Source organism: Akkermansia sp. UNK.MGS-1 (assembly GCF_000980515.1).
Taxonomy (GTDB): domain Bacteria; phylum Verrucomicrobiota; class Verrucomicrobiia; order Verrucomicrobiales; family Akkermansiaceae; genus Akkermansia; species Akkermansia muciniphila.
In genome coordinates, this window is sequence record NZ_LBCB01000034.1 from 1 (window position 1) to 25,485 (window position 25,485).

22 protein-coding genes, 1 tRNA gene and 3 pseudogenes are annotated in these 25,485 nt (G+C 52.2%); 12 read left to right on the forward strand and 14 right to left on the reverse strand.

Annotated features, from left to right (window positions below):
- The 4 genes and pseudogenes from WW58_RS10140 to WW58_RS10155 all read left to right on the forward strand — a co-directional run.
- Positions 1–1,160 (forward strand): annotated as a pseudogene (locus WW58_RS10140) (SEL1-like repeat protein); the annotation flags it as partial.
- 18 nt (positions 1,161–1,178) lie between these two features.
- On the forward strand, positions 1,179–1,406 hold the full coding sequence (locus WW58_RS10145; RefSeq protein ID WP_046437422.1) for a hypothetical protein: 228 nt from the start codon (positions 1,179–1,181) through the stop codon (positions 1,404–1,406).
- Positions 1,407–1,745: 339 nt separating this feature from the next.
- On the forward strand, positions 1,746–2,327 hold the full coding sequence (locus WW58_RS10150) for a hypothetical protein (protein WP_146023914.1): 582 nt from the start codon (positions 1,746–1,748) through the stop codon (positions 2,325–2,327).
- Between the two features lie 3 nt (positions 2,328–2,330).
- Positions 2,331–3,200, forward strand: coding sequence for a RecB family exonuclease (locus tag WW58_RS10155; RefSeq protein WP_102758539.1), 870 nt, complete (start codon positions 2,331–2,333; stop codon positions 3,198–3,200).
- Positions 3,201–3,397: 197 nt separating this feature from the next.
- Here the strand turns inward: WW58_RS10155 and WW58_RS10160 are convergent, their stop codons facing one another.
- The 7 genes and pseudogenes from WW58_RS10160 to brxF all read right to left on the reverse strand — a co-directional run bounded on the left by WW58_RS10160 (position 3,398) and on the right by brxF (position 13,967).
- On the reverse strand, positions 3,398–4,159 hold the full coding sequence (locus tag WW58_RS10160; protein ID WP_046437427.1) for a hypothetical protein: 762 nt from the start codon (positions 4,157–4,159) through the stop codon (positions 3,398–3,400).
- Positions 4,159–6,150, reverse strand: coding sequence for a BREX-3 system phosphatase PglZ (gene pglZ, locus WW58_RS10165; protein ID WP_046437429.1), 1,992 nt, complete (start codon positions 6,148–6,150; stop codon positions 4,159–4,161). The genes WW58_RS10160 and pglZ overlap by 1 nt, the downstream gene beginning before the upstream one ends.
- On the reverse strand, positions 6,147–9,044 hold the full coding sequence (locus WW58_RS10170) for a DEAD/DEAH box helicase (protein WP_046437431.1): 2,898 nt from the start codon (positions 9,042–9,044) through the stop codon (positions 6,147–6,149). Before WW58_RS10170 ends, pglZ begins: the two co-directional genes overlap by 4 nt.
- A gap of 83 nt (positions 9,045–9,127) precedes the next feature.
- Positions 9,128–10,630 (reverse strand): hypothetical protein, encoded by a 1,503-nt coding sequence (locus WW58_RS10175; RefSeq protein WP_046437432.1) that lies wholly within the window; start codon positions 10,628–10,630, stop codon positions 9,128–9,130.
- A gap of 1 nt (position 10,631) precedes the next feature.
- A pseudogene (locus WW58_RS13520) lies at positions 10,632–11,681 on the reverse strand (DNA methyltransferase); the annotation flags it as partial.
- Between the two features lies 1 nt (position 11,682).
- A pseudogene (locus WW58_RS13525) lies at positions 11,683–13,455 on the reverse strand (DUF6079 family protein); the annotation flags it as partial.
- Complete coding sequence (gene brxF / locus WW58_RS10185; RefSeq protein WP_046437433.1) at positions 13,452–13,967, reverse strand: BREX-3 system P-loop-containing protein BrxF; 516 nt, start codon at positions 13,965–13,967, stop codon at positions 13,452–13,454. The pseudogene WW58_RS13525 and the gene brxF, both read right to left, overlap by 4 nt.
- Before the next feature lie 433 nt (positions 13,968–14,400).
- On the opposite strand from brxF, the gene WW58_RS10190 reads away from it, so the two are divergent.
- The 5 genes from WW58_RS10190 to WW58_RS13535 are packed head-to-tail and all read left to right on the forward strand — an operon-like array spanning position 14,401 to position 16,389.
- Positions 14,401–15,252: a DUF932 domain-containing protein gene (locus WW58_RS10190; protein ID WP_215833374.1), complete on the forward strand. Its 852-nt coding sequence runs from the start codon at positions 14,401–14,403 to the stop codon at positions 15,250–15,252.
- 45 nt (positions 15,253–15,297) lie between these two features.
- The gene (locus tag WW58_RS10195) at positions 15,298–15,597 is read left to right on the forward strand and encodes a hypothetical protein (protein WP_215833373.1); all 300 of its coding nucleotides are present in this window, start codon (positions 15,298–15,300) and stop codon (positions 15,595–15,597) included.
- A 9-nt stretch (positions 15,598–15,606) separates the two neighbouring features.
- Entirely contained in the window at positions 15,607–15,765 is a 159-nt protein-coding gene (locus tag WW58_RS13530) for a hypothetical protein (protein WP_215833372.1), read from the forward strand.
- Between the two features lie 23 nt (positions 15,766–15,788).
- Positions 15,789–16,271: a hypothetical protein gene (locus WW58_RS10200; protein ID WP_046437436.1), complete on the forward strand. Its 483-nt coding sequence runs from the start codon at positions 15,789–15,791 to the stop codon at positions 16,269–16,271.
- The gene (locus WW58_RS13535; RefSeq protein WP_257227946.1) at positions 16,258–16,389 is read left to right on the forward strand and encodes a hypothetical protein; all 132 of its coding nucleotides are present in this window, start codon (positions 16,258–16,260) and stop codon (positions 16,387–16,389) included. The genes WW58_RS10200 and WW58_RS13535 overlap by 14 nt, the downstream gene beginning before the upstream one ends.
- Positions 16,390–16,984: 595 nt before the next feature.
- Here WW58_RS13535 and WW58_RS10205 read toward each other — a convergent pair.
- The 4 genes from WW58_RS10205 to WW58_RS10220 form a co-directional block, all read right to left on the reverse strand.
- A complete protein-coding gene (locus WW58_RS10205; RefSeq protein WP_046437437.1) occupies positions 16,985–17,179 on the reverse strand; it encodes a hypothetical protein in 195 nt (64 codons plus the stop codon).
- The gene (locus tag WW58_RS10210) at positions 17,176–17,754 is read right to left on the reverse strand and encodes a hypothetical protein (protein WP_215833371.1); all 579 of its coding nucleotides are present in this window, start codon (positions 17,752–17,754) and stop codon (positions 17,176–17,178) included. The genes WW58_RS10205 and WW58_RS10210 overlap by 4 nt, the downstream gene beginning before the upstream one ends.
- Positions 17,755–17,895: 141 nt before the next feature.
- Positions 17,896–19,161, reverse strand: a complete 1,266-nt coding sequence (locus WW58_RS10215; RefSeq protein ID WP_046437438.1) for a type II toxin-antitoxin system HipA family toxin — start codon at positions 19,159–19,161, stop codon at positions 17,896–17,898.
- Positions 19,158–19,475, reverse strand: a complete 318-nt coding sequence (locus tag WW58_RS10220) for a transcriptional regulator (protein ID WP_046437458.1) — start codon at positions 19,473–19,475, stop codon at positions 19,158–19,160. The genes WW58_RS10215 and WW58_RS10220 overlap by 4 nt, the downstream gene beginning before the upstream one ends.
- A 143-nt stretch (positions 19,476–19,618) precedes the next feature.
- Between WW58_RS10220 and WW58_RS10225 the strand changes: the two genes are divergently transcribed.
- Entirely contained in the window at positions 19,619–20,179 is a 561-nt protein-coding gene (locus tag WW58_RS10225) for a hypothetical protein (protein ID WP_046437439.1), read from the forward strand.
- A 252-nt stretch (positions 20,180–20,431) separates the two neighbouring features.
- Here the strand turns inward: WW58_RS10225 and WW58_RS10230 are convergent.
- Positions 20,432–20,518: transfer RNA gene (locus tag WW58_RS10230), tRNA-Leu, on the reverse strand.
- A 200-nt stretch (positions 20,519–20,718) separates the two neighbouring features.
- Between WW58_RS10230 and WW58_RS10235 the strand changes: the two genes are divergently transcribed.
- Both WW58_RS10235 and WW58_RS10240 read left to right on the forward strand, forming a co-directional pair.
- A complete protein-coding gene (locus WW58_RS10235) occupies positions 20,719–22,518 on the forward strand; it encodes a TrkH family potassium uptake protein (RefSeq protein ID WP_128153486.1) in 1,800 nt (599 codons plus the stop codon).
- Between the two features lie 137 nt (positions 22,519–22,655).
- The gene (locus tag WW58_RS10240) at positions 22,656–23,993 is read left to right on the forward strand and encodes an MATE family efflux transporter (RefSeq protein WP_046437441.1); all 1,338 of its coding nucleotides are present in this window, start codon (positions 22,656–22,658) and stop codon (positions 23,991–23,993) included.
- A 255-nt stretch (positions 23,994–24,248) separates the two neighbouring features.
- Here the strand turns inward: WW58_RS10240 and WW58_RS13540 are convergent, their stop codons facing one another.
- Together WW58_RS13540 and WW58_RS10250 are read right to left on the reverse strand one after the other, a co-directional pair.
- Positions 24,249–25,070 (reverse strand): hypothetical protein, encoded by an 822-nt coding sequence (locus WW58_RS13540; RefSeq protein ID WP_012420170.1) that lies wholly within the window; start codon positions 25,068–25,070, stop codon positions 24,249–24,251.
- Positions 25,071–25,126: 56 nt separating this feature from the next.
- Positions 25,127–25,390: a hypothetical protein gene (locus WW58_RS10250; RefSeq protein WP_012420169.1), complete on the reverse strand. Its 264-nt coding sequence runs from the start codon at positions 25,388–25,390 to the stop codon at positions 25,127–25,129.
- Positions 25,391–25,485: the final 95 nt, after the last annotated feature.

Consider the following 25,485-nt stretch of genomic DNA (forward strand, 5'->3'; position numbering starts at 1 on the left):
AGGATGCGTATGCCCAAAACTTGCTCGGGATGGGATATTTATATGGGTTGGGAAATATTCCCCAGGATCTGCAACTGGGGGCACAATGGACACTTCGAGCGGCTCGTCAAGGGGTTCCTGAAGCTCAGTCACGCGCCGGTAGTATGTATTTCACGGGCATGGGAGTTGAAAAAAATATGAAAAAAGCCGTATCCTGGTGGGAAAAAGCCGTCGCTCAGGGAGAGAAAAGAGCCCAATTCAGTTTAGGTTTATGCCTTATTGATGGAAATGGAATCGGAAAGGATCCGGAAAGAGGAATCAAATTGATTGAATTGTCGGCGCAGCAAGGAGAAGTGGCTGCACAACATTACATGGGGCTTTTTTGTGCTCAGGGAACATTTGGCATGAAAAAGGATATGGAAAAGGCTATCTCCTGGTGGGAAAAGGCAGCCTCTCAAAATAACCCTGCCTCACTATGTATTTTGGCTCAAATTTATGAAGAAGGCATCCATAAGCCCAGAAATGAGGAGATGTTTCTTCAGTTATACCGTAAAGCGGCAGAAGGTGGAGACGCCATTGCTCAAAATGCTCTCGGCCACTTCTACACGAACGGTCTTTACGGTTTTCCTAAAGACCCGAAGCTTGCCTTTCAGTGGACGCTTAAATCGGCAGAGCAAGGTAATTCCAGTGCCATGGTCAATTTGGGGTATTTTTATGAAGTAGGAGATGGTTCAACCGATCCCAAACGCGTATTTGACAGGCCTTACGGTATCGTACCCAGAGATTACGACAAAGCTGCCGAGTGGTACGAAAAAGCAGCGGTTCAAGGTCATGTTCGTGCGCATTTTTACCTTGCTACAATTTACAGGCTCAAATCAGACGATAAAAAATACATGGAATATCTTGCCAGGGCTGCGAACCTGGGAGATCCGGAAGCTCAATTTGAAATAGCGAACACTTTTCAAAGTATCGGCGATCGTAAATCCGCCGCAACCTGGCTCATGAAAGCAGCCGAGCAAGGATTTACCAGAGCACAAGTTAATCTTGGCTACTGTTATGAAATGGGTGATGGAGTTGCCAAGGACCTTGATAAGGCGGCCGAGTGGTACAATAAAGCTGCCAATTTGGGAAACGGGGAAGCAAAATACCTGTTGAATAAACTTAAGGAACAACAACGTTAGGAACATGATTTTATTTAGATGAAAGACAAATCAATCAAACAACCGTGGCCTCGGAGTGCCAAGATCACTGTGTGGGTACTGAGCATTTTGCTGTTCCTTGCCAGCGTATATATTGCGCTTGATGCTACGACAGTTAAATCAGAGGACTATATTACGGACGGTGGGGACATTCATCGTACCGACCTGTTCCCTTTGAAATTACCAGACCCCAAGCAAGACCCAACAAAAACGATAAGAGAATTGTAATCTTGTTCTAATCCTCCCGGCACAGAGACTCTGTGCCGGGAGGATTGCTTTTCTTTTACCTGGTTCGTAAAATACTGTTAATGTGGTCTTTTTGCTGACATCAGCTGACCAAGACAGCTGCTACGATTCATGGTTCCGGGTACGACAGAGCCATGTCTACTTTCCCGAGGCAACGGGATACGAAGATTCTTCTCTTCTGAAATAACACCTCCTCTACCGTCATATATATCAGACACAGGGATTTACCTGCCTGTCATTCTTCACAAAGCCGCTATGCTCCCATCCCGGGGCATGGCGGCTTTTCTGTATCCACCCATCAACAACGAAAGAACTACCATCATGGCTATCAAACTCATCGCCAACTACAGCAAACGCCTCGGACTGCCGGGGTATTCCTCCCACCAGTTCGAAGTTTCTATCGAAACGGAAATCACCCACATATCCGAACTGGCTGCGGAAACGGAACGACTCTACGGCTCCCTTCAGGCTGCCGTCGATGCTCAAATCCAACAAGTCGGATTCGTCCCAGACGAACATTACGGCACACAAACTGCTCAAATGTCTGCTCCCGGGGCTTCCTGCTTACAGATGATATCCACATCATCCATAAGACAAACTCCGCCTGCAAGCGCTCCCGAGACCTCTGTTGCAACCGTTCCCGCATGGAAGTGCTCGGAAAAGCAACAGGCGCTCATCCTGGAACTGGCCGGGAAGGTCGGGCTGGATGACACTGCCCTGAACGAACTGGCTACCCGGAGATTCAACAAGGTCGTTGCCATGCTCAACCGCATGGAAGCCTCCGGGCTGATCGACGAGCTGATGAACCGCTCCGGTGCGACATCCAAACGCTCGGCATCAGGCAGGAACAACTACACCCGCCGTCCCGCTGCGACTTATGCCGGCAACTCCAACCCGTACTGACCTATGATTGCTCCCGTAACCCGGCCAATACGTTCATCCTCCCTGCACCCGGCTATCGCATTGGTGAAGAAGTTCCCTTCGGAGGCTTCTTCTCCCCCTGCCATACGCCCGGACTACCTGTCTCCCTCGTCGGTCAAATCGTACCTGTTATGTTCCCTTCATTTCTTCTTCGAGAGGGTAGCGCAGATACGGAAGCCGACGACAGTCGCCCTGCATGTCGGCAAGACCATCCATGCAACACTCCAGTCCTTCAACCTCGCCCGGTGGCGGGGAGAGGACAGTAGTGAGACGGCCATGGAAGAAGCCTTCTCCACCCACTTTCTGGAGTTGGAGAAGACGGAAGGTCCGGTGGACTACGCCGACGAAGAAACGAGACAAAAAGTCCGTTCCTGCGCCTGGAACACCGTCAAGGCCTACATGGCCTCCGACGAGGTTACTTCACAGATGCCTCTGGGAGTGGAAGTAGGACTGTCGGCTACCATCCCCGGTCTGCCGGTTCCCGTACGAGGCGTCATCGACCTCGTCCAGCACGACCTGACGGCAGTGGACTACAAGTCTGCTGCCGCCAAACCGGACACCGGGCATGCAGCCTTTGATCACGAGCTTCAACTGGTCACCTACCAGATGATGGTCGAAGAAGCCACGGGAGACGCTCCTCCATCACTGGATTTGATCTACCTGGTCAAGACGAAGACTCCCCAAGTGATCCGGGTCAAGATTCCACCCGCTGACGATCAGCGCAAGCAGCGCATCACCGACCTGTACAGGATTGCCTACGAAGGCATCACTACCGAACGTTTCCATCCTCAACCCGAGATACAGTGCTCCTGGTGCCAGTACAGGAAGGAATGCTCCGGATGGTGCAGGCAGTAAAGGAATGCAGTCTATTCAGAAGCCAACCATACGGTAGGCTTCTTTTTAACTTGGGGATGATGCAATTTATACTTTTTGCATACAAAGTTTCAAAATTACATGCAGAAAGTATTGCTAGATTACTGGAGTACAATTTATCAAGTATATCTCTCTGATAAGAGAAATGCCAAGACTCGATCTTTTGTCGATAGCTATTTTCAGCTACTCTTCGCTGTCAATTTCAATAGCACGTCGTCCAATCCATAGCGCACTACTTCGATTCGTTCGCTACGCTGGGCTATAAAATCACCAGTCATCACCGGGAGTTGGAAGGGAAAGAACGCCGGATTGTTTAGAAGAAACCCTAACACGCTTTTGGCCTCAGGTGTAGCCAAGAGCGCAGACTCGAACATTAAGATAGCTAAGTTTGGCTCTGTATTGCTCACTAACGTTGATTTCTCATAACACCCTTTGACTTCGGAATCCTGTAATACACCCCAGGTTACAAAGGAACGGATTACATACCTGGCATACCGACTCACTGTCTGCCGGTCACCATATTGTTCCTTGAGGCGGTTAATGATCTGCATCTGGGTTACCCGATCCTGTAAGGCCAGAAGACGCCCTGTTTGGCGTGCCACATTGAACCAGAAAGGATAAGTAGCTGCGATAAGTCCCCAATGAATTGCAATGGCCTTAGACGGATTTCTCCGTAAAAACTCAAGCGAGGCATCCCGGAATGGAATCAGTTCCGGATCTGGAGATACCCAGATCTTCATTAGATTGTTAACAACAAAAGTTCGAGTCTGGACGCTTTGCTCGTATTCTGGGTTACTGACCTTTCTGTCTGCCAGGAACTCATGTAATTCCTGCCGGATAGTTTTGGCATCAAGCCCTGCCAGTAACAAATTGGCTGCTTTTTGCATCCACTCGAAACGAATAGCCTGCTTGATTCCTATTGTTTCGTGCCTCTTACCCATTACGGTGTTCTCCTTTCAAATTTCACAAGAGGGACTATGACTTCTTCAATGGCTATACCGCCGTGTCCTACGATGGTAACTCCTTGATTCACGAATGCATCGTGACCACTAGCTACTAGGGGGAAATAATCAGCAGGCAATCCGATAGGCGACCATTCATGAGCAAACGGGAAAGATGCTGCTACCTGAGAACGGAGTTCAGACGAAGGATAGATACGAACTCTTTCTCCACGGGTTTCAGCAATCACCCCCTCTAATGGACGCCCTTTGCCGTTACATTGAATATTTCCATGATCGGCCGTCAGCCAGACATCGTAACCGTATGCCAACAGTTGAGCAACGAGCGAAGTTAAGAACCCTCCCTGGCACCACTGCTTAATCTGGTTGTGCATTCCGGCGGAGCCCAGTTGCATGCCGTGCATAATCTTGTCAATCTTGTCCACAACAAGCCCCACCGCCTTGGTTTTCCCTGGATGTATTACGGAATCGAGGATGTCGACCGCATCGCCATCACCCAAACCTCGCTGATAGGCAACATCCAGCCGAGACAGACCTTGGCCTTCCCAGAACTGTGTCCAGAGTTTCCCTTCACTGTTGGTAGAGTTAATTGATGATGGAAAATAGAGAGGCGGCTTGCCCGAAAAAATCGATTGCCGTGATACTGATGTCAGCGTAGGAATCCACGCGAAGGTCGCAGATTCTCGCATCATTAAATGGGCGTTCTGTTTTTGCAGAATCTGACGGACAGTCACCCACTGATCAAGGGAGAGACCATCAACTACGATCAATGCTACCAGTCCATTAGCTGAGTCTTCCCTATCTCGAACCAAACGGCGCGGTACATGGTGCAACATGGCCGGATTGGTTGGAGGCAAGTTCATCAGGCTGGAATAGTGATCCGCCAGCCAGGCTGCAAATGCTGTATTCAACGTATCACCCATTTCTCTGAGACGAGCCTGATACACTGCGTGCTCTCCACAATAAACCAGAGAAGACAATTCGGCCCATTTCAAGGCAAAGGAGGTCCAATCCGAGTAACGGGCGTCCCGGGTGGGCAGTCCTTTCTTGATAAGGTCAAACAGGCGGGAAACCCGTAACTTATCATCCCCGCCAGATGTGGAGATACCGCTTCGAATCCAAGAGTTGGCATCTACTTCAAAGTCTTGGACTTCGATAGGAGTGAGTTTCCCTTCCAGGAACAAGTTATCGATGTAGACCTTGATGTCTTGATGGTCAAATGGCAGGCACTCCAAACCCGGATACTTGAGACCGTATCCTGATGTTCCCTCCTGCACCAGATTCTCTTTGCCCTGTCTGGAAAGAAAGAGAGGCCAGCGTTCCTGCAAGAAATCGAAAAAGGCTTCAGCGTCCGGAATGATCTCTGAAAGCGGCCAGTCTTTAAATCCCTGGTGGTCTTTAAGAACATGAATGAGTCGTTCAGACAGCATCAACGGAAGTTGAAGATTGCCATAGTGCAAACGAAGCAAGGTGCGAAGTAATTCTACATCGTTGACGATCAACTCAGCTGCAATACCAAACACATGGCGGAGAATGTAATCCTTGGTGGCATTGTCGCCCATTCGATCAGGCAACGATTTGCATTGGGCTTCAAAGAGAGAGTCCAGCAAGCTTCTGTCAAGCTGTTCAATGACCGGATAGCTCATGTTGGGAAAAAGATCTCCCATATTGAAAGAGAGTTTTCGACCAGCTCCGAGCAGATCATAAGGCAGAGAATCCAGTTCTGTATCCTGCAAACGAAGGATAACAACCAAATCGGTGTGTTCACCCCGGTCCCATATCAAGCGGTACTTGGATTCATAGGCATATCTGAATTCGACAGGATCATGGAACTCAATCAGATCAAATCCACGTTCACGAAGCTTCAAGGCCAGCTTCTCTTCGCTCAGCAGGCAATCCGGATCGGCAACCAGTGTCAGCTTGCTGACGTTGGGTACAAAATCTTTTAATATGGTGTCTCGCCAACTGTTCATAGAATACATCCGTTCATCATTCGTAGCATGAGTAACGGTCTGATTTCCGGTACAATCTGCTTCGCGGCCTGCAATTCTTGCCGCCATTCGCTTTCGTCCGCATTGCAACGGGATAACCTGAACTGGCGAACTTCCGGCAAGCCCACGCGCTCAATCGCCTTACGGCGTGAGGCAAAGGAGGTGATCCCACGTTCCTCTTCGTGAGCTACAGAGGCGAGGTGAGCATGCTGTAAGGAGTTGAACAATTCCTGCCCGGCGTGTTCTGCTGCTTCCTGCAAACATTGATAGGCTTTCATGGAATCATCCTGACCAAGTGTTGACTGTATTCTGACTTCCGCTGTCTGCAACGCATCCCAGATATGCCGGGCTGTGGGTAGAAACAGTTTACCTTCCTCGCTCAAGAATACACTGACATAACCACGCCGCACCATGGGGATGCGCAGAAGCTGTGTTTTCTGGTGCATTCCTGCCTGAAGTCGGATCTCGAAGAGTCCCCAGAGTCCGGAAATGCCAGTGGGCAGCCCGTTCACGGTGACGCAAGGCAGTGGTTGACCTGGTACGATATGGGGCAGATTCAGTGCCAACCCTCGGATGCGGCTATTTTCAAGATTCAGCAGGGTAGTGCCGGCGAGACGATCAGCTTCCCGAGTGTGGAAGACAACTTTACGATGTTCCTGCCCGTCCGGCCAATTCAGATCCCACCAGGAACGTTTGCGTTTGGCTAAACCGCCGTGGGAGGTGAGATAACTTACCGTCATCCGTTCCACCCAGTAAGGCAGAGGATGGGAGCGCAGACGTTCAGCTGTCTGTACATCAGGTTCTTCCGAGATACCGTAGATAGCCGAGGATTCCCGCACACGCTGGATTTCCCCACGGATCTGGGCCACTTTTTGCTCAACAGAGGTTTCGATACCGTCAGGATCAAGGATAGCCGAGGCAAACATATCCTCGAACAACTCGCCTGCCTGGGAGGAATCGAGAATGTCGCTCGTCTTATCGATGCCGAACTCATCGAAGATCACCGAGAGTTTCTGTTCCAGCACTTCGCGGACACGAAACTCGACCGAATCCTCAAACACGAAATTGATCGCCCGCACCGTTTTGGGCTGTCCTATCCGATCCACTCGGCCGATTCGCTGTTCCAGCCGCATCGGGTTCCAGGGGATGTCGTAGTTGATGACGACGTGAGCAAACTGCAAGTTCAATCCCTCGCCGCCGGCGTCAGTAGAGACGAGTACGCGATGCGTTTTCCGGAAAGCATCCTGAGCCTGCTTGCGTTCCTCCATATCCATGGAGCCATTCAAGGTAACGACAGAAATGCCCCGGACTTCCAAAAACTCTTTCAGCATCTGCTGGGTAGGTACGAATTCGGTGAAGATCAATACTTTCAAATCCGGTTCGTTTTCCTCAGACTGTAGCTTATAGATCCACTCGATCAGTGCTTCAGTCTTGGCATCCGGACCAGCCTGTTCACAACGAATTGCCGCGTCCAGCAGAATCTCAACATGGCTACTTTCGCTTTGCAAAGCCGACACATGGGATTTTAACAGCTCATCGAGCAACTCCTGTCCGTCCATGTCATAAGGTTCAAAACTTTCATCGTCAGTTCCTTCTGATTCCTCAACGTCATTTTGACGTACCCCCAGGCGTTGTCTGATTTGTTGCTCGCCTTCCTTGAGCGCCGCGAGCCGTCGTTCCAACGTGCTTCTGATCGCCCGGGTACTGGAGACAACCAGGCGCTGCATCAGGATCATCAAAAAACCGATGTGACGCTTCTGTTCGCGCATGGCCTGGTTGTACCCCTCACGCACATAGTCGGTCACCGCTTCGTAGAGAAGTTTCTGTAAATGGTGCGGGCTCTCCCAGGCAATCGGGGCCATCTGTGTGCGCCGGGGTTTAAAGAGCGGCTTGCCCTCGGAGTCGATGGCCTTGCGCTTCTCCGTACGGATAACGTACGGAGCAACCCGCTCGCGAGAAACGCTGTCCATATCAGGGAAGGCGTCGTCATCCAGCAAGTTCATGAGGCGATGGAAGGCATCGGTCTTCCCCTGGTGGGGCGTAGCCGAGAGGAGCAGCACATAGGGGGCGGCCTCCGCCAGTCCTTTGCCTAGTTTGTAGCGGGCGACTTGATCAGAGCTTCCCCCCAGGCGGTGAGCTTCGTCCACTACCACCAGATCCCAACCGGCAGTAATCAGATCCTCGAACCGGCTGCGGTTGTATTCGGCGATGCGTTCGGCAGTCCAGCCCCGCCGTTTGTCCATGGGTTTTACTGAATCGAGAGACACAATGACTTGATCGAATAGAGACCATGCAGAACTTCTCCGATCGCCACCCGGAACAAGACGCTGCAAAGTACCGAGATCATCGCCCAGGACGAGCTGAAACGTCTCGTTAAAGTGGGTCTGCATTTCCGACACCCACTGGGTAGCGATGCCTTTGGGCGCGACGACCAGAATTCTACGAACCAGTCCGCGCAGCTTCAGCTCGCGCATGACCAGGCCAGCCTCGATGGTCTTGCCAAGCCCTACCTCGTCGGCCAGCAGGTAGCGCACGCGGTCACCAGAGATGGCCCGGGACAAGGCGTGGATCTGGTGCGGCAGCGGAATAACGTTGGACTCCATGGGAGCCAGCAATACATGATCACCGGTAACACTGGTGGAGCCTTCGAGCACCTCGGCTACCTTGGCTGCGGCGGCCACATAGGCAATGCGTCCAGCCTCGATCTGCGGCTGCAAACCGGCGCTCAGCGGGCGCAAGGTGGAGTGGGGTATGTGCACAACCGCGTCTTGGTTCGGCAACCAGACACGACACACCGTCTGCCCCCACAAGGTCTGTTCTTCGATGACCTTGCAGGCGCTGTTATGAACGGTGCTGTATTGCCAAAGCGATTCCATCCGCTAATTATCTTCTAGCTTGATCTGTTGTCTGCTGAATTTTGAATGCAACGTTGCCAACTTAGTCCATTTCCTATCGAACTTCAGGATTTGAGAGGCCATACTTCTTCCTCCTCGGTCAAAATCTCTGCTGATTTCGCTTCGAGGCTCTCTAATAATGGAGTAGCCCATGAGTAAGCATTCAAAGAATCGATAACGTTTCTAAAATTGTCCCGACCCCCCAAATATTTTGGGGCACCTGCGTCAACGGACTCAGAAATCTGGTGTATGAGTCGCCCCTGTAGTTCTTGTGGCAAATGATCGATAATAGACAGGACTCGCTCCCAATGCCGTTTCTTAAATCGGATTTGGTTATTCTCGTTGGTGAATGATTCCATGGCAATCCCACTAATAACAGGAAACGGCCAAGATATTTTATCTTGTGAAAGCTTCTCGAGAAATTCATCGGCAGACGCAGCCGAACCTTCACCTGCTTGAAGCAAATTTCGTCCCAAATTTTCCTGTTGCTTCTCATCGAGGTCAGCAGCTTGTTCTGGTCCATTAGAAACAATGATATCTATAGCGGGATTCTGCAGATACCAGTTGTGAGATTTCATAGCATCGATCAGTTTCCTGTAACAGGTCTTTGTACTAAGTCCTGCGGACATGAGCAGGTCCAATGACATTTCCGAGACGCATTCAACAAACCGTTCCCGTTGTCGCTTAGTCAACGCACCATTAATAATGAGTTGTTCGAGGTAAGTAAGGACACTGGCACGCGTAGCGGACTCGGCGATAATCAAACCAACTAACGAGTCCTGTGCTCGATCACCTATCTCTTTGAATATGTCAGCGATGCTGCATACCCGCATCAGTATCTTCGGAAATTTACTGAGCCTGTCATGCCAATCATCGTGGGAAAAAACATCGATACCTATTTCGGTTAACATGGTGCAAGAGAACCAAGTCCCTCGGCGAAAGAAGATTGCCATAGATGAATCGTCGGAAATTTTTTCCAGCTCCCCCCAATAATTATCGAGCAGCCAACCATATATGTCATCATCAAGTCTTGGAAGAATATCTTTGGTAAACGCCAAGACAGCGGTTTGTTGATCATCGAGGAAATTGGGGCTTCCCAAGAGATTTGTGAGTAGTTGCTTTCCAAAACCATGTCGTAGCTTAACAGGCCTAGATAGGACATGTTCAACAACCATGGCAGCAGCATGTATGACCTGTTCCTCTGAGGGTGCCTCCTCATAAGGGTGACCATATAAACAGCGCATTTCATAGATATGGTTGAGAACGGTATACTCAGAATCGGAAATGAAACCATACTCGCAAGCCTTCGTTAAAACAAATTTATCCACGGCTTGATGCGCTTTTTCCTTGGTTGCGATCCCACCAACGATTTTACCCGCAGTACTATCCCGTTTTTGAGCTTCACGGAAGCGCCGTTTCAACGATTCAGCACAGGCCAGCCATATCATCACGAAAGTAGCACGGAGAGCACCCGCTTTTCCTGTATCGACTGCTTCATCGAATAAAGGACGGTCCTCTGCGGCAGGGATTTGCTCCGAATAATGACTAAGGTCAACTGTAGCAACCATTTTATGCCTCTCCTATTCTTGTTACTGCTTGATCGTACCACATGAGCAGTTTGGGGTCCTCTTCCAGGACGTTGTTGGGGATCTTGTCGGCGACGGCGACGATGACAGCGTAGTCGCGTTCCTGCCAGGCTTTCTTGAACCCGGCTCGAACTGCTTCCAGGCGGAAGACCTTGAGCTTCTTTTTGACCTCCTTGTATTCCTCAAACTCTTTGAGCAGCGCCTTCTCGCGCAACTTCTCCAGGTCGCCCGCCTTGTTGGGATCGGGTACGTACCAGCGGTCGCAGGCTTTGGCTACTAGAGTTGGATCATCCTTAGGTAAGTTGCGCAGCTCTTTCCAGTTGGTGGACAAATAAGAGTGGATCTGCTCAGGCACGGGGCCTTTGCCTTCGTAACAGAGGAAGTTCTGGCACAACAGTTCGCGCAAGTCGAGCTGGGCCTCGTTCTTGCTCCAGCCGCCAAGCTGCTGCATGAACTGCGGGTTGATGTCGGAAAAGGTCTGGGGCTTTTCCTTGATGAGCTGACGAAGCCATTGAATGGCAGATGCCTCGTCGGAGACAAACATAGACATCTGCTTGAGTTCACCCGAGGTCATCTTCTTGCGGTCGTATTCTGCCACCTGATCCGGCAGGAAATACATGCCGTCACGCTCAATGAAACGTTGCGATAGCCCGTTCTGAAACTCCTGGCTGGAGATCGGTACGGGGTAGCCCTTTCGCACGTAGTAGGCCACCATCTGGTCGAACAGGATACGGGGATCACGCTCCGCAACGAACTGCAACGAAGCACCCTGCTGCTTTGTGACTGGCAGATACTTCAAATGCGTGCGGACAAAATCCCACACGCCTTCTTCGGTTTGCGCCTCTTTCAGAAAGCGCTCTTCAAAACCTCCATTGGGTTTGTAGGCTGAGATAACGAGATCTTGCTTAACCGCTGTGGGTGTAGTTACTGCTTTAAAGCTGCCTTGCTTCTTGTCGAGAGCAGATACGTTTGCTACGATGAAGCCAGCTTCAGTCAGGGCTGTTTGAATACTGTTCCATACCGACGCCTTGGTTTAGCGAGGTTTGAAATTCTTCGTCGATACCTTTCAGGCGGAAGAAGATCTCGTCGTTAGCCTTGTCGTCCTTGAAACGTGGCGGGTCGTTGGGCTGGATAAAATAAAGATAAAAATCCCGCTGCGGCACGACGGTAGAGCGCTCGTTGGGCGCGCCGAAAAAGAGGTACCCAGCGCGAGCCGCTTTGTGTTCCTGCCAAACTAGTTCGTGCTGCCAGATCTTGTAGCCGGTCACGTAGGTGGCATCCTGGCATTCCATCACCCGTTTGAGGGCTTCATAATAGAACCGGTCGAGTTGAGCGTGGCCCAGGCTTTCAGCCCGTTTTTCGATCAAAGCATCAAAGTCGTCGGTCTTCTTCAAATCAAGATAGAACTGGCGGTTGTCGGCATTGAAAGAGATGAATTGCCCACTGACTGTTTTGTGGATCTCACGCAGAACTGTTTCCACATGGGTTTGGAGATCCTTGTCTGGCTCATCGCTCCCTAGTTCGGCGATCAACGGATCGAAGAGGCAGAGACGGTCACGCAGCTCCTCGGCAGATGCGCCCATGGGGGCATAGATGTCGCCGGTGGTGAGACGATGAACGGACAGCGCATGGATCAGTCGCAGAGCCATCGGTTTGTATTGCTTGCGGGTGATGGCATTTTCAATGCGAGATTCCAGTACCTGGCTGCAATCGATGACCTCCCTGATCTCAGGGATAGCTCGGAAAGAGGGATTTTGCTTGAGCGTGTTCCAGTAGCTGTCGAAGGCGATCAGGCCGGGTTCGTCTTGAGGTACATCCTTGTCGAGAATGCCTTTCATGCTCAGGGACAGGGTTTTGAGCACTTCGCGTTTTTCCACCACGGTGACACGTTCGAAGGTATCGATATAATCGGGATGTACCGGGAAAAGCCGGACAAACTCGTCCATCCGCTCATTGAGCCCTCCATAGTATTTGGCAAAGGGCATCAGGTAGTCCCGGATCTTGGTTTGTTGCTCGGCCGTCTTCTTGAGCAGGCGCTCGGCCACGACAAATTTCACATCGTTGCGAGCAATGAGAATTTGCTCAAAGCGATCCTTTACCCGGCGAATGCTGTCGGCGACAAAGGCGAAGCGCGGGCTGTCAAAAATGGCTTCCTGAACACCAGCCATGAAGCGGAAACGCAGGTCCTTGCAGACCTCGCCAATCTCGCGAAGGAAGTTGAGATCAAGGATCAATTCCTGGTCCTTGCGAGTGCGCAGATAATCGAGAAGCTCGTCGACAACCAGCAACAGTCCATGCGCCGGGAAGACCTCGCCAAACTTGGCCATCATATCTTCGAAAGCTCGTTTGTGACTGGTGATGGTGCCGGCTTCTGGGAACACATAGTCCACGCCGAGTTTTTCAAGGTGTTCTTCCAACTCCGAGACCAGGATATCACGCAGGGACATGGTGGTGGCTCCGATTTCTGTACGGATGACCTTGAAACGCCCTGCTATCTGAGAGGCAACGTCGCGAACGCCAACATGGTTCAGGTCCGCCAACAGGGAAGCGTCAGCAGCAAGGCTGGAAACAACCGACATCAAGTGCGACTTACCGGTGCCGTAGTTACCGACGACCAGCAGGCCCTTATTGTCGACAGGCTGGTCAAACTGCATCTGAGGAATGACAAGCTGCGTGAGCCGTTCTGCCATTTCGTCGGAAATGACATAAGTGCTCACGAGAGTGTGTGCGGCGTTTGATTTGTCCGCGTCACGCAACTGAACGACCGATTCAATCGGGTCGAATTGGATAAGATCTCCGTATTTCATGCTTGTTCTGATTCTTTTTTATTTATTGCCGAATCGATCGTTGCCGTGCCATCCATACTTACGATCAGCGCATCGGCCGAGTCATAACAACGATACTCGGGATGTCCATGTTCGGCGTATAAAAGTTTTCCGGAATGGGCGGTTCCATTCCAAGAAGCAACTACGGATCGGTTTCTTGAAATTGACTGTAGCAGACGCAAAGGGTCCTGTTGGAGGTCCTTATCGAAAAGGATTTCGAGATTATCCAGTATCACGGGTGATTGTGACTGGCTCACTATTTGATCAAGGAGGCCCGGTAGCCGAAGCGCTCGTTGCCTTGCTGACAGTTCAAGTAATTCTCTGGAAAGAGTCAAATTAACATTGATGACAGACGAAGCGAACTCATTGGCGACCTCTCTAAGAACATCGGTCTTGCCGGAACCTGTCTCACCTACAAGTAGCACAAGGCGATGATACAGACCTTCGGCAGCTTGGAGTGATCGTTTGATTTTTTCATGTACTGGTTCGGCCATAGTAGCTCCTTACTATTTGGTGTTCGATACCCTTATAGATCGTCTATTGCTCACATTCGGATATTTTCAAATAGCATTGATTATCAGCTGTTTTTCGATCATTATGTTTTCAGTAAGAGCCAGAAGATTACTGAAAAAACAGAACACAATGTCACTAAACTGGCTCCCATAAACTACATTGATGGATAACCGAAATCAAGTGGATTTGCAGGCAAAAAGACGGACCGTGATGATTTACGTTGTGAGAATATATCAGTAAATCAATGCATCATAAAAGAGGCCTCCAATTTTGAGCTCTTTACTCTGAAAATCCCGCTCTCCCTGCGTCATATATTCCTGAGGAAGTAGATTCTCTGCTTCCTGTCTGTGCCCGCCTCCCGACCTTGTTCCGGGAGGCGGGCTTTTTGTTGCAACAAACCAACCATCAATGAACATGAATACTCGTACATCTACACGCGAACTCTATCGCAATCGCGATAATAGTCCTCTGGACAAATTCCAGATCCGGCGTGTCGCCCCCTCCGTCTTTGCCGGCCGCGAGGACGACAGTCGTTCGGGAAAATATCGCTTCGTCTCCTCCGATTCCCTGCTTGACCAGATGGAAGAAGCCGGGTTCCTCGTTGTCGGGGCTCAGGAACAGCGTACCCGGAAACCGGACGGAACTCCTACCCGCAAGCACCTGATTCGCTTCGCCCATAGAGATGTGCTGGAACACAACCGTGACCAGCGCATCGAAGTGGTCATGATCAACAGTCACAACGGCAGCTGCTCCTACCAGCTCATGGCAGGCATCTTCCGGCTGGTCTGCACCAACGGCCTGATTGTCGGAGCACGCATCGCCGCCATCAACATCCGCCACATGGGCCATACCGGGGAGGATGTGATTGCAGCCAGTCTCCGGCTGGCCGGAGAAACGCCCCGTATCATGGACGACATTCGCCGCATGCAGGGAGTCGAACTACCCTACAAGCGTCAGGTGGATTTCGTTCATGAAGCGGCACAGCTGCGAATGGGAGACGACTACGAAGACAGGATACGTCCCGAAGCTCTTCTGTCGCCCCGGCGATGGAACGACATCGGCTTTACGGCGGGAGGCCCAGCTACCGTCTGGCAGTGCTTCAACCGGGTTCAGGAAAACCTGATCCGGGGAGGCGTTCCCTTGAAGCCACAGAAGGAAGGTGCTTATCGTCGTCGTTCCCTGAGGGCTCTCAACGGTCTTGACGGCAATACGCGCCTGAACCGGGAACTCTGGGATCTGGCCGACAGCTATACCCTGAACAACTGACCCGAGACGACCATGAAAAGAAAACATCATCTACGGTTGATGCGCATGAGACGGACTCCATCCCTGACAGGGCTGGAACTGTCCATTCTCCTGTACCTTCATAGCGACTTTGAACGCAGTGACGAGGAGATCATGCTGGAATGCCATGGCATCGAGCAGGAAAGTGTCAGGCATGCCGTCCGTGGTTTGGCCGGCAGTGAATTCAACATCCGCACGAAGGAAGAGGAATTCCTGCTTCGTCCCGACTGCTGGCTGATTACCTATGCCGGACGGCAGGCGCTCAGGCAATGGGTGTCCGCTGCCGCTCCGGTTCGTCGATCATCACGGACAAGGGTTAACGCATGAGACACCGCCATGAACATGAAAGGCATCATCATCGCCCTGATGGCGCTCGTACTGCTGTGTCTGCTGGGACCAGTCGTCGTCAGCATCCTGTCGGCTCTGGTGGCCGTAGCTCCATACCTGTTCGCCGTGCTGTTGATCCTGGGCGTCATCGCCTTCTTCCGCAAGTAACCCTGACAGGAAAGGAATGAGATATGAAGACGATTCCCATCATCGCGCAACTGCGTTCCACGAGCGAATACGATACGGACGCTCCGTACGTGTATCTGGAACTGGACGAGAAGCTACTGGCCCGGATCGAGAAGGCGGTGTCGCTTTACAGCAGTCATCAGAACGATCCTTCACTGGGGTTGAGCAAGCTGACGATTCACGGGCCGTCCATGGCGGCTCTGGCGAATCTCCCGGAACTGACGGAAGAACAGCAGAAGTCTCTGGACGAAGACGAAAGCATCCTGCTGGCTTCGCCGATTCCGGAAACGGAACTGGATGCACTCGAAAGCTGCATCCGGCTCTGTGGTGAAAGCATCGACATCCTTGATGTCCGGTGCCTTTATGCTGTCGCCTGCAACAGGCACACACGTGACATGTATGAAGCCAATATCGGGGCCGTACTGAGACATCTGCTCAAGTCCCGCCATCATCCCGGAAAGGAGGTGTTGCCTGATGCTGACGATTGAAAAGTACAAGGGCACCCGCTTCTGGGCCGTCTTCCGCGACGGAGAGCTGTTGGCCGTGACCGTGTACAAGCGCGGAGCCGAGGCGATCGTCAAGACGCTGGAAGCCAGGGACGGTTAAGACCGACATTCAGCAGCTCTTCTTCATGATGATGAAGGAGAGCTGTTTTTTATCTGCCATACAAAGGTTCTGGTTTACGATTCCGGATTTGTTTCCCTGTGAAGCAGAGTAGAACTGGAATATGATAAGTGCCGAAGGTTCCCCCGTCGGGCATCTCATCAGTACCTGTCAGCGTATGCACTCAACGACTTCATTAAAGACTAGGCAGTCGCATTCCAACTCTCCTCGTCCACAGGCATCGCTTATACGGACACCCAGCGCCAAGTGAACTACCAGACTCAGCAGCTCCTCCTCGACGAGATGAACCAATACACCGAGGCAAAAATTACTTTTTTTAGCTGGTCCGTAAACATCGATATGCCGTACGTCATCTGAAACAATCAGATTCAGAAATCACCAGACAACGAGATAAATGTCGAGATGACGTCTCCACCCTGGCTTGTGGAAACTCTGACCAAAAATCTTCCCGACTATTAAGCCTTTTTCCGGGAAATCACTAAGCCTCTATCACCACAGCCTCTAGCTCAACCCTGTTTACAAAACATCGAAAAATTGCCTCGGAATAGGAAAACTAGGCAGGAAATCAAGAAAACTTCTATCGCGCGGAGTGCTGGGCATTATCCGCCTCCCGGAGGGCATCCGCCGCCAGTATGCGAACCGTTTTTCCCTGACGGGAAATAATAACATACTGTCCAAGCTTGCTCTTCTTTTCCACTTCTTTTCTGACAGCTCGATGGAGAGCATTGAGTCCCCGGCGGGCAGTTTCCGAGATGGGAGTTTGATTGTTCATGGACGTACTTGTTGCCTGATGCATTGATATCGTACTTCATCTTCGATGGCAAGAACGCCGTCTGCCATGGAGAAAATCAGAGAATGTTCCAACCGGGAATTGTCGTAACACATTGTCTCGTCGCAAATGGTGAGAAAACGAAACAAATTGTTGATGCTCTTGTCATAACGTCGCAAAATGGCATTGTATGGAATATCGTGGCCGCCTTGCGCAACCCGTTCTTGGACCCGCAACGCAGAAAACTTTACATCAGGAATCCAGAGGTAGTGTAAAAAGACTCGCCATCCATCTCTTTGCCAATCCTGCACGCGATGCAGATAGGAGGTCCCGGAAAGAGTCGTCTCGAAGCAGAAACTTTCCCTCCGGGTGAGATGCCTGCCGAGTTGTTCCAGAAAAAGCTTTCCTGCCGTAATTTGGGCAGCCGCCGGATCAAGGGGCGACACCCCCTGGGCGATCATGTCCGCGTTTATAAAGGAGCGGCATTCCGTCTCATTCATCAGGTACTCCATGGCAAACGTCGTTTTGCCCGCCCCATTGGGGCCAGCGACGATATGGCATTGCGGCAGATCTTTCACTTACACGAGTCTCTCAAATGATTCCTGTCCGCACAAGCTTTGACTGCGGCTATCGGAAGTGGCGTAGACATCGTCAGATCGAAGACGGATACGGGAAGTTGAGTACAATGGAAAGGGCGGCGAAGGAAGGGTGAGAATGGCTTACGCTGATACTCCAGCATAACCATCTTTATGTTCGAAGGCTGATACCATGCGATCTTGTTCCTGTTTGCTGATGCCGAATGATTCCGCAACCTGACGCCACTGACTGACAGCCCGGGCAATCGGTTCCAACAGGTCATTCGTTTCAGAGGTCTTGATTCCGCATTCGGGAGCAATACTGCGGAGGACATCCAGAGAGGCGGATGTATCTTCCCAGTCGATAGCCGTATTGAGGTAGCGAGGGCATATATCCATGGGAGTGGGGTTTACGTCAAACAGTGGCGATAGAGACCAGCCTGTTCCCCCGGTTTGAAGGAATCCGTGATTCCTAAGATGGTCATCCGTGTTGGAAATCATGATGCTGAAGGCGATCCGCTGCCATAGCTGGCGCAAGTCTTGCCTGGGCGCAGCGCCATACTGGCGTATGGCATCCACGATTTCGAGGTAACTGTGCTGTTCGTTATCCCGGGCTCCCAGCATGCTCATGGCCGACAGGTAGGCGATTCGTCGCTGTTCCCGGGTGCGGTCAAAACGCCAGACGATCAGGACATCCTTGTCGGTTATTTTTTCCAGTTCGAAGCGCGGGACTTGGAACCCGGCTTTGGAGGCGAGAGTCAAGGCGACTGCTTCCCATGCAACAACGTTGTATTCATCATCGTGCCGGGGAAACTTGGCAATGCAGAGGTTCCCCTTCTTGTCTTTTACCGATGCCTTCGGACGAGCTCCACCGAGGGAAGAACCGGGAGCGAGGAGCAACCGCAGGTCTTCGGCATTTTCATCGTCCCGGCAGAAGTGGTCGGCGGCATGCAGCAAACGGGACAGGTTGACCAGAGGCGGAATTGGCGTCGCACCCGGAGGGGCGCAGAACGATTGTCCTCCATCCTGTGAAAAGCGCAACGCTCCCTGCCTTGCCTCGTCATTCACCCTGAGCAGGTAGTCCAGTTCGGAGAGTGTACGGGGGCTTTCATTGGCTGCTCGTGCCCGAACCAATTCAGCCCGCCGCATCAGAATGCGCCCCCACCTGTCAGGCGTGGAGTCGCCAATCGCTCCGAATACGCTTTGACCGGGAGTGGTATGAAAGGTACCGTCTGCCAGAGGAAGGAGTGGTTCCAGCGCAAATCTGTACGGATTTGCGAGCCATTCCCTGTTGTACTCGAAAGAGGCTGATTCCCGGCCCTTGCGAAAGTGCGACCACAGCCTGCCTGCTTGTACAGGCCCCGGGGAGTAAGGCAGGTCAATGAAGACGTCGATGGGAGTATCACTCATGGGTTCTTGGGAAGGTGGATACGTTTGGGCAAGCGTTCTTCTTCAAGAGCTCGGCCCACGGGGTCATTATTGGCATCGACGAGGTTTTTGAGCCTATCGGTCAGCCCCAGTACGAACAGGACGGCGGCATAGTTGCCCAGGGATACGCCGGGGTCGCCCTTTTCGACACGCCCCAGTGTTGAACGAGAAATGAATGCCCGTTCAGCCATCAGTGTCGTAGGGATACGCCGCCTCTTACGGGCATCGCTGATGTCCGCCCCCAATTTCTTGAGCGCCGCTTTCACTGGGCCCGGCAATGGGGATGTGGTTTTCATGAGAGGAATATGTATCATATAGTAAGCAAAATCAAGAAATATGTATTATATATGAGTCATTATGAGAAATATAGGGTTCATTCCAATCCAAAATAATTTTTCTCCCCTTACCAAGTAGTGCGCTGTATCATACGCGTAGCGTTATGATACAGCGCACTACTTGGGTCACTTCTATAGATAAGGCCAACTCAATCGCAGCCTCCAACTCCAGAAATCTCAACATCCTTCTAGGCCTCCTGGGAGCCGGCGCCCTCGCAACGGGAGCCGTTGCCACCGGCAGATACCTCACCCGCAAAGATCCCAAGGCCGAGATGGGCAAGATCAAGCTCAAGCTGCCCGGCTCCAGGAAAGACCCGAACACGGCCGCCGAGGTCGAACTACCCATCGACATGCCCGGAATGAGCCCCACCCTCATTGAAGGTCTCAACCGGGGCGTACGCCTCCAGGCCCGGAAGAACGTACGAGCCAATTCGTTCAAGCGCGATCCGCAGACAGGCAAGCTTGTTCCGTACGAGGAATGGAAGGCACAGCAGGCTCAGAAGGAGCAACAACCAGACAATGTTATCGAGTTCTCGAAGGCGGCATCCTCATCGCCCGGTTTTGCGGGTTATTCCTGCATTAAAGCACGGATTGATTTCGTCTTTTGTTCCGGAAATACATGGAACCATGCTTCGCCTTCGGCAGCACGAATGCCTTCCCGGTAGTGCTTTTCCGTCATGTTGGTTCCCGAGTGTCCAAGCCACATGGATACCCGGGGTATGTCATGTGTTCGAGAGGGCTACATTAGTGTAGACTTCCATCTAGAAGAAAGAGCATTTTCTTCTTATTTTACAATGCTTTTCGATAACAAGGATGTCCCCTGAATGTCCCCCAGTTCGTCAAAAAATAAGATTTTTGGCTTCTCTCTCCTAAAAACAAGTAACCCCTTCCAAGCTGTTAACTTAAAAGGGGTTATATGGTGCGCCCGAAAGGACTCGAACCTTCACAGAGTTGCCTCCACTAGAACCTGAATCTAGCGCGTCTACCAATTCCGCCACGAGCGCACATGGTTTGGTAAGAACGGGGCTTATTATGCACGGCGGCGCCGGATTGGCAACTATTTTCCTTCACATGAAAAAAATTTTTTCCCAAGGCACCTTCCTGCCTTCAGCCGGGGCCGCCTGGAAACGATATAAGGGCTTCTCAAATCTTTCCGTATGCAGTAGTCTCCCCCCAGCATCAGAGGCATCACCATTGCAGGCTTGTGAATGAGACGAATGAAAAACCGCTATTGAACCGTTTTGAGGTCATGGAAATGGGGTTCGGCCTGTGCACACTGGCCGCATTGATGTGGCTGCTGTGGTGGAACGGCTTCGGGGAAATTCATGAAGACCAGCTTTCCCTGCGCTATTTCCGCGAAATTCTCTCCTTCCTGGTGCTGGGCCAGCTCACGGGCGTCATCGGCATTTTGCGGGAAAAATGGCTTGCCAGGGCCATCCGCAACCCCCGGTGGGTAGAACTGGGGCTGGGGCTGGTGATTCTGGTCATGCTGGCAGGCGACTTTTTCCATTCCACCTTTATCTCCAAAATAGAGCTTCAGAACATTTTCCGCGCGCTCTGCCTCTGCTACGGAGCCGCCCCTCTGCTGAACCTCAAGGAATATTTTTTCCGCATCGCCCGCCGGAACAGGGGCTTCCACCTCCCGCGCATTCGTCCCGCCCTTCTTTTCCTGCTTACCCTGATTGCCTTCATTGCGCTGGGAGGAACTCTTCTCATGTCGCCGGGAGCTACCAAGGACGGCATCGTCCTTTCCGCCACGGACGCCTATTTCATCAGCACCAGCGCCGTCTGCGTCACGGGGCTGGTCCCCCTGAATGTTCATGAACACTTCACCAATTACGGACAGACCATTTTGCTGGTGCTTTTCCAAGTGGGAGCTTTCGGCATCATGACGTTCACTTATTTCGTCTCCCTGATGGTTGGCCAGGGGTTGAGCCTGCGTTCCAAGGTAACCATCAGCAACCTGCTGGATGAAGAAGGCATTGCCCAGGTAGACCGGTTCATCAAGAATATTATTGCCGTCACGTTCGGAGTGGAAGCGCTGGGAGCCATAGGCCTCTATTTTTCCTGGAGACATGTTCCGGGGCTGGAGGGAGACACGCTCTGGTGGTACGCCGTCTTCCATTCCGTTTCCGGTTTCTGCAATGCGGGATTCAGCCTGTTTGCGGATAACCTGGCCACACCGGGCGTAGCCTACAATATGGGCGGCCAGATTATCATTATGGTCATGGTGCTTTGCGGCAGCCTGGGATTCGCCATGTATCTGGAAATCGTCCGCCGGGCCAGAGTCGCACTGGGCTGGGATGCCCGGAACACCGTCAGCCGCCACTGGTCCACATACAGCTGGCTGGTCGTACGCATGACCGCCGCTCTGGTGCTTGGCGGCGGGCTGATCCTGTTCCTGATTAAAATAATTGACGGCAGCCTGTTCACGTCTGCCGATCCGTGGTACTGGATTTTGTGGGAGAGCCTGTTCAATGCAACGGCCCGCACAGCAGGATTCAACATTTCGGACATGGCGCTCAACAGCGCTCCATACGCCCTGTTTCTGGGAGCTCTCATGTTCATCGGAGGCAATCCCGGTTCCACCACGGGAGGAGTCCATACCACCGCATTTGCCGTTTCCTGCGGGGAGGTGGCGCGCATTTTACAGGGCAAGAAAGACGTGGTCATGCACAAGCGCCGGATTGCCCGCAATGTGGTGGAACGGGCCGTCATCACCGTCATTCTGGCCGGAGCCTGGGTAGGTATGATGACTACGGTCATGTGTTTTGCAGAACCGCGGTTGAGTCTGGAACGCCTGTTTTTCGAGGTAGTCAGCTCTTTCGCCACGGTAGGCTTTTCATGGAACGTCACTCCGGAACTCAGTGATGCCGGCAAATGGATCATCGTGTTCAACATGATTGTGGGCCGTGTGGGCATGGTGGCTTTCGTGCTGGCCTTCATGAAACAACCAACCAAATCCCCCCTGCGGTATCCGGAAACCAGACTGCCGCTCAGCTGACCCGGGGCATTACCCCCATTTTCATGACATGTGCGGAAGCAAACGCATTTCTTTCTTGCAAGAAAACATTTTAATTCAAGAATATTTGGCCTTTAGCGCCTGCCCTTGGCGGATCATGCCCGCAGGCTGCCCCCGCTATGAATAATCCTTCTTTTACTTCCTATCAAAAGATATGGCTCATGTCATACCCCCTCATGATCAGCCTGATCATTGAGCATATGATCGGCCTGACGGATGCCGTCTTCCTGGGGCGCGTGGGAGACGTGGCGCTGGGAGCATGCGCTCTGGGCGGCGTGTATTACATGGCCATGTTCATGCTGGCATTCGGCTTCGGCTTTGGCGCACAAATCATCATTGCGCGCCGCAACGGGGAACGCCGTTACAACAGGATTGCCCCCACCATGGTTCAGGGCTGTTATTTCATGCTGGTCCTGGCGGTAGCCCTTTTTGCCGCATCCCAATATTTTTCCCCCATCATCCTGCGGGACATCATTGAATCCCCACAGGTGTACGGGGCCACGGCGGATTACCTGCACTGGCGCACCTACGGTATCTTTTTCTCTTTCCTCTGCGTCATGTTCCGAGCCTATTACGTGGGGATTACCCAGACGAAGATTCTGACGGTCAATTCCATTGTCATGCTCCTGAGCAATGTCGCGTTAAATTACTGCCTCATTTTCGGGAAAGGCGGCTTTCCCGCCGCAGGCATAGCAGGGGCGGCCATTGCCTCCAGCGTATCGGAAGCAGTCTCCCTTCTCTTTTTCATCATCTACACAAGCATGACGGCGGATAAACGGAAGTACGGCTTCCGCCGGGCATTCACACTCCGCCCCCATCTGCTGAAGGGAATGCTGTCCATTTCCGGATGGACCATGGTGCAATCTTTTATTTCCGTCTCCATCTGGTTTATTTTTTTCCTGGCGATTGAACATTTGGGGGAACGCCCGCTGGCCGTTACCAACATCGTCCGCAATATTTCCGCCCTGCTGATCATGGTGATCAGCGCTTTTGCCACCACGGCAGGAGCTCTCATCAGCAACCAGATTGGAGCGGGAGAACAGCGCTGCCTGTTCAAAACCTGCGGCATGACTCTCAAACTGACATACGCCATCCTGATCCCCCTGCTCATCATACTGTGCCTGTTTCCGGAGTCCGTCCTCCGTGCCTTCACGGATAGTCCGTCCCTGATTGCCGCCAGCGTCAATTCCGTGTATGTGATGGCTTCTTCCACACTGATCATGGCTCCGTCATTCATCCTGTTCAATGCCGTATCCGGCACAGGCAATACCAGGGCGGGATTCATCATGGAAATGATTTCCCTGGCCGTTTACACGGCCGTCATTTATTACGGCATCATCAGGCTCAAGCCGGATGTGGCTCTCTGCTGGTTTTCCGAACACGTTTACGGCGTTACCCTGATCTTCCTGGCATGGTGGTACCTCAAGAGCGGGAAATGGAGAGGCAAAAAGGTTTAGGAGGAACAAGAACGGGGAACGGCACGAAATAAAGTCCGCTTTCATCCAAGCGGCTCCAACGCTCTCCCATTCTCAAAAAGTGCCCTGGTTGGAGAAAAGGCTGCTTTTTGCCCCCAGGTGGCAAAGGGCGGCGCATGCTGCTTCCCAATGCACCGGATAAAACACGGCCATTCAAACTCCGGAAAATAAGCCCGGAGGATACAAAAACGCCCTGCGGCATCCGCCGCAGGGCAAAAACATCAACACAGACAGGAATTATTCTTCGCCGGAATCCTCTTCGGAATCCCGTTCCTCTTCCGGAGAAGAAGTTTTCTCCTGCTGCTGGAGAGCTGCTTTCTGGGCATGCTTGCGGCGCGCTTCCTCCATCATGAAGAATTCCGCACAGCGGAAAGCGCGGCGGGCCGCCTCACGCGCCGTCTGGTCGTCCATCAGGGCAAGGCCTTCTTCAGACACTTCCGCCAGGAACATTTTCCAGGCTCGGGAAGCCACCTTCTTACAATCCAACTGCTTGAGAGAAGCGGCATCCTGCATGGGCTGGCGGTCTTCGGAACCGCCGCCTTTCTTATTGCGGCGGCGGCGCTTGCGCTTGTTAAAGGGCCCTTCGGAGGCGCCGCCCACCGTTTCCGGCTGGGCAAAGACATCTCCGCCATGCTGTTCATGGCGCTCCTGCTGTTCCGCATTGCGATTGGGGCGGAACGATTCCCGCTTGACCTTGACCGGAGCGGCAGCCTGGGGCTTCTGGGGAGCTTCGGGCATCATCTCCTTTTCCACGGGAGCGGAAGGAGCCGGGGCCTCGGAAGGGGCAACAACCGTTTCAGAGACAGGGGCCTTTTCATCAGCCGCCTTTTTGGCTGTTTTCGCGGTTTTTGTCTTCACCGCGGTTTTCGGGGCGGACTTGACCGTTTTGATTTTGGTTTTGGGTGCTTCTACGGAAGCGGCGTCAGCAGCAGCTTTTTTTTCAGCTGCGGCGGCCTTTTTGGTAGTAGAGGCCGTCTTTTTGGCCGTCGTCTTGCGAGCAGCCGTTTTTTTAGCTGCGGACGCTTCCGGAGCACCTGTTTCTAATGGTTTTTTTGCCATAAAATTTCAAGTGAAAGAAAGGATTATGAATCAATTCCGGAGATTGTCGAGATTTATCACGGAGCCTCATCCGGAAGAGCCGGGAGATCTTTCAACAGCGCCTTGTACTTTCCCGAATCAAAGGAGCGGCCCCCCACCACCATCGCATTAATAGTAATGGCCAGAGCCTGCGCCATCAGTTCCAGAGCTTCCTGTTCTCCCAGTTTTTCCCGCCCCGTCAGGCGTTCCAGACAGTTTTTGACATAAGCGGTGTCCGGCGACTCCAGCTGCTCCCGAACGGCAGGCACCAGCGTTTCAATCATTTCCTCCGGTATTTCCATGATAGTCCTTTTGTTGCTTTTATTTTACTATGGAACCAAATGAACGCGCATTTTTTCCGGGCAGACATTCTCTCCCGAATGGCATGCGGACACGG

Bases quoted from the DNA above. Each gene is read 5' to 3' on its own strand.
- WW58_RS10160 (WP_046437427.1), bottom strand. From the start codon at position 4,159: ATGGGTAAGAGGCACGAAACAATAGGAATCAAGCAGGCTATTCGTTTC.
- WW58_RS13540 (WP_012420170.1), bottom strand. From the start codon at position 25,070: ATGGCAAAAAAACCATTAGAAACAGGTGCTCCGGAAGCGTCCGCAGCT.
- WW58_RS10200 (WP_046437436.1), top strand. From the start codon at position 15,789: ATGAAGACGATTCCCATCATCGCGCAACTGCGTTCCACGAGCGAATAC.
- WW58_RS13535 (WP_257227946.1), top strand. From the start codon at position 16,258: ATGCTGACGATTGAAAAGTACAAGGGCACCCGCTTCTGGGCCGTCTTC.
- WW58_RS10250 (WP_012420169.1), bottom strand. From the start codon at position 25,390: ATGGAAATACCGGAGGAAATGATTGAAACGCTGGTGCCTGCCGTTCGG.
- WW58_RS10205 (WP_046437437.1), bottom strand. From the start codon at position 17,179: ATGAACAATCAAACTCCCATCTCGGAAACTGCCCGCCGGGGACTCAAT.
- WW58_RS10195 (WP_215833373.1), top strand. From the start codon at position 15,298: ATGAGACGGACTCCATCCCTGACAGGGCTGGAACTGTCCATTCTCCTG.
- WW58_RS10240 (WP_046437441.1), top strand. From the start codon at position 22,656: ATGAATAATCCTTCTTTTACTTCCTATCAAAAGATATGGCTCATGTCA.
- WW58_RS10225 (WP_046437439.1), top strand. From the start codon at position 19,619: ATGATACAGCGCACTACTTGGGTCACTTCTATAGATAAGGCCAACTCA.
- pglZ (WP_046437429.1), bottom strand. From the start codon at position 6,150: ATGAACAGTTGGCGAGACACCATATTAAAAGATTTTGTACCCAACGTC.
- WW58_RS10175 (WP_046437432.1), bottom strand. From the start codon at position 10,630: ATGGTTGCTACAGTTGACCTTAGTCATTATTCGGAGCAAATCCCTGCC.
- WW58_RS10155 (WP_102758539.1), top strand. From the start codon at position 2,331: ATGATTGCTCCCGTAACCCGGCCAATACGTTCATCCTCCCTGCACCCG.
- WW58_RS10145 (WP_046437422.1), top strand. From the start codon at position 1,179: ATGAAAGACAAATCAATCAAACAACCGTGGCCTCGGAGTGCCAAGATC.
- brxF (WP_046437433.1), bottom strand. From the start codon at position 13,967: ATGGCCGAACCAGTACATGAAAAAATCAAACGATCACTCCAAGCTGCC.
- WW58_RS10220 (WP_046437458.1), bottom strand. From the start codon at position 19,475: ATGAAAACCACATCCCCATTGCCGGGCCCAGTGAAAGCGGCGCTCAAG.
- WW58_RS10215 (WP_046437438.1), bottom strand. From the start codon at position 19,161: ATGAGTGATACTCCCATCGACGTCTTCATTGACCTGCCTTACTCCCCG.
- WW58_RS10170 (WP_046437431.1), bottom strand. From the start codon at position 9,044: ATGGAATCGCTTTGGCAATACAGCACCGTTCATAACAGCGCCTGCAAG.
- WW58_RS13530 (WP_215833372.1), top strand. From the start codon at position 15,607: ATGAACATGAAAGGCATCATCATCGCCCTGATGGCGCTCGTACTGCTG.
- WW58_RS10190 (WP_215833374.1), top strand. From the start codon at position 14,401: ATGAATACTCGTACATCTACACGCGAACTCTATCGCAATCGCGATAAT.
- WW58_RS10150 (WP_146023914.1), top strand. From the start codon at position 1,746: ATGGCTATCAAACTCATCGCCAACTACAGCAAACGCCTCGGACTGCCG.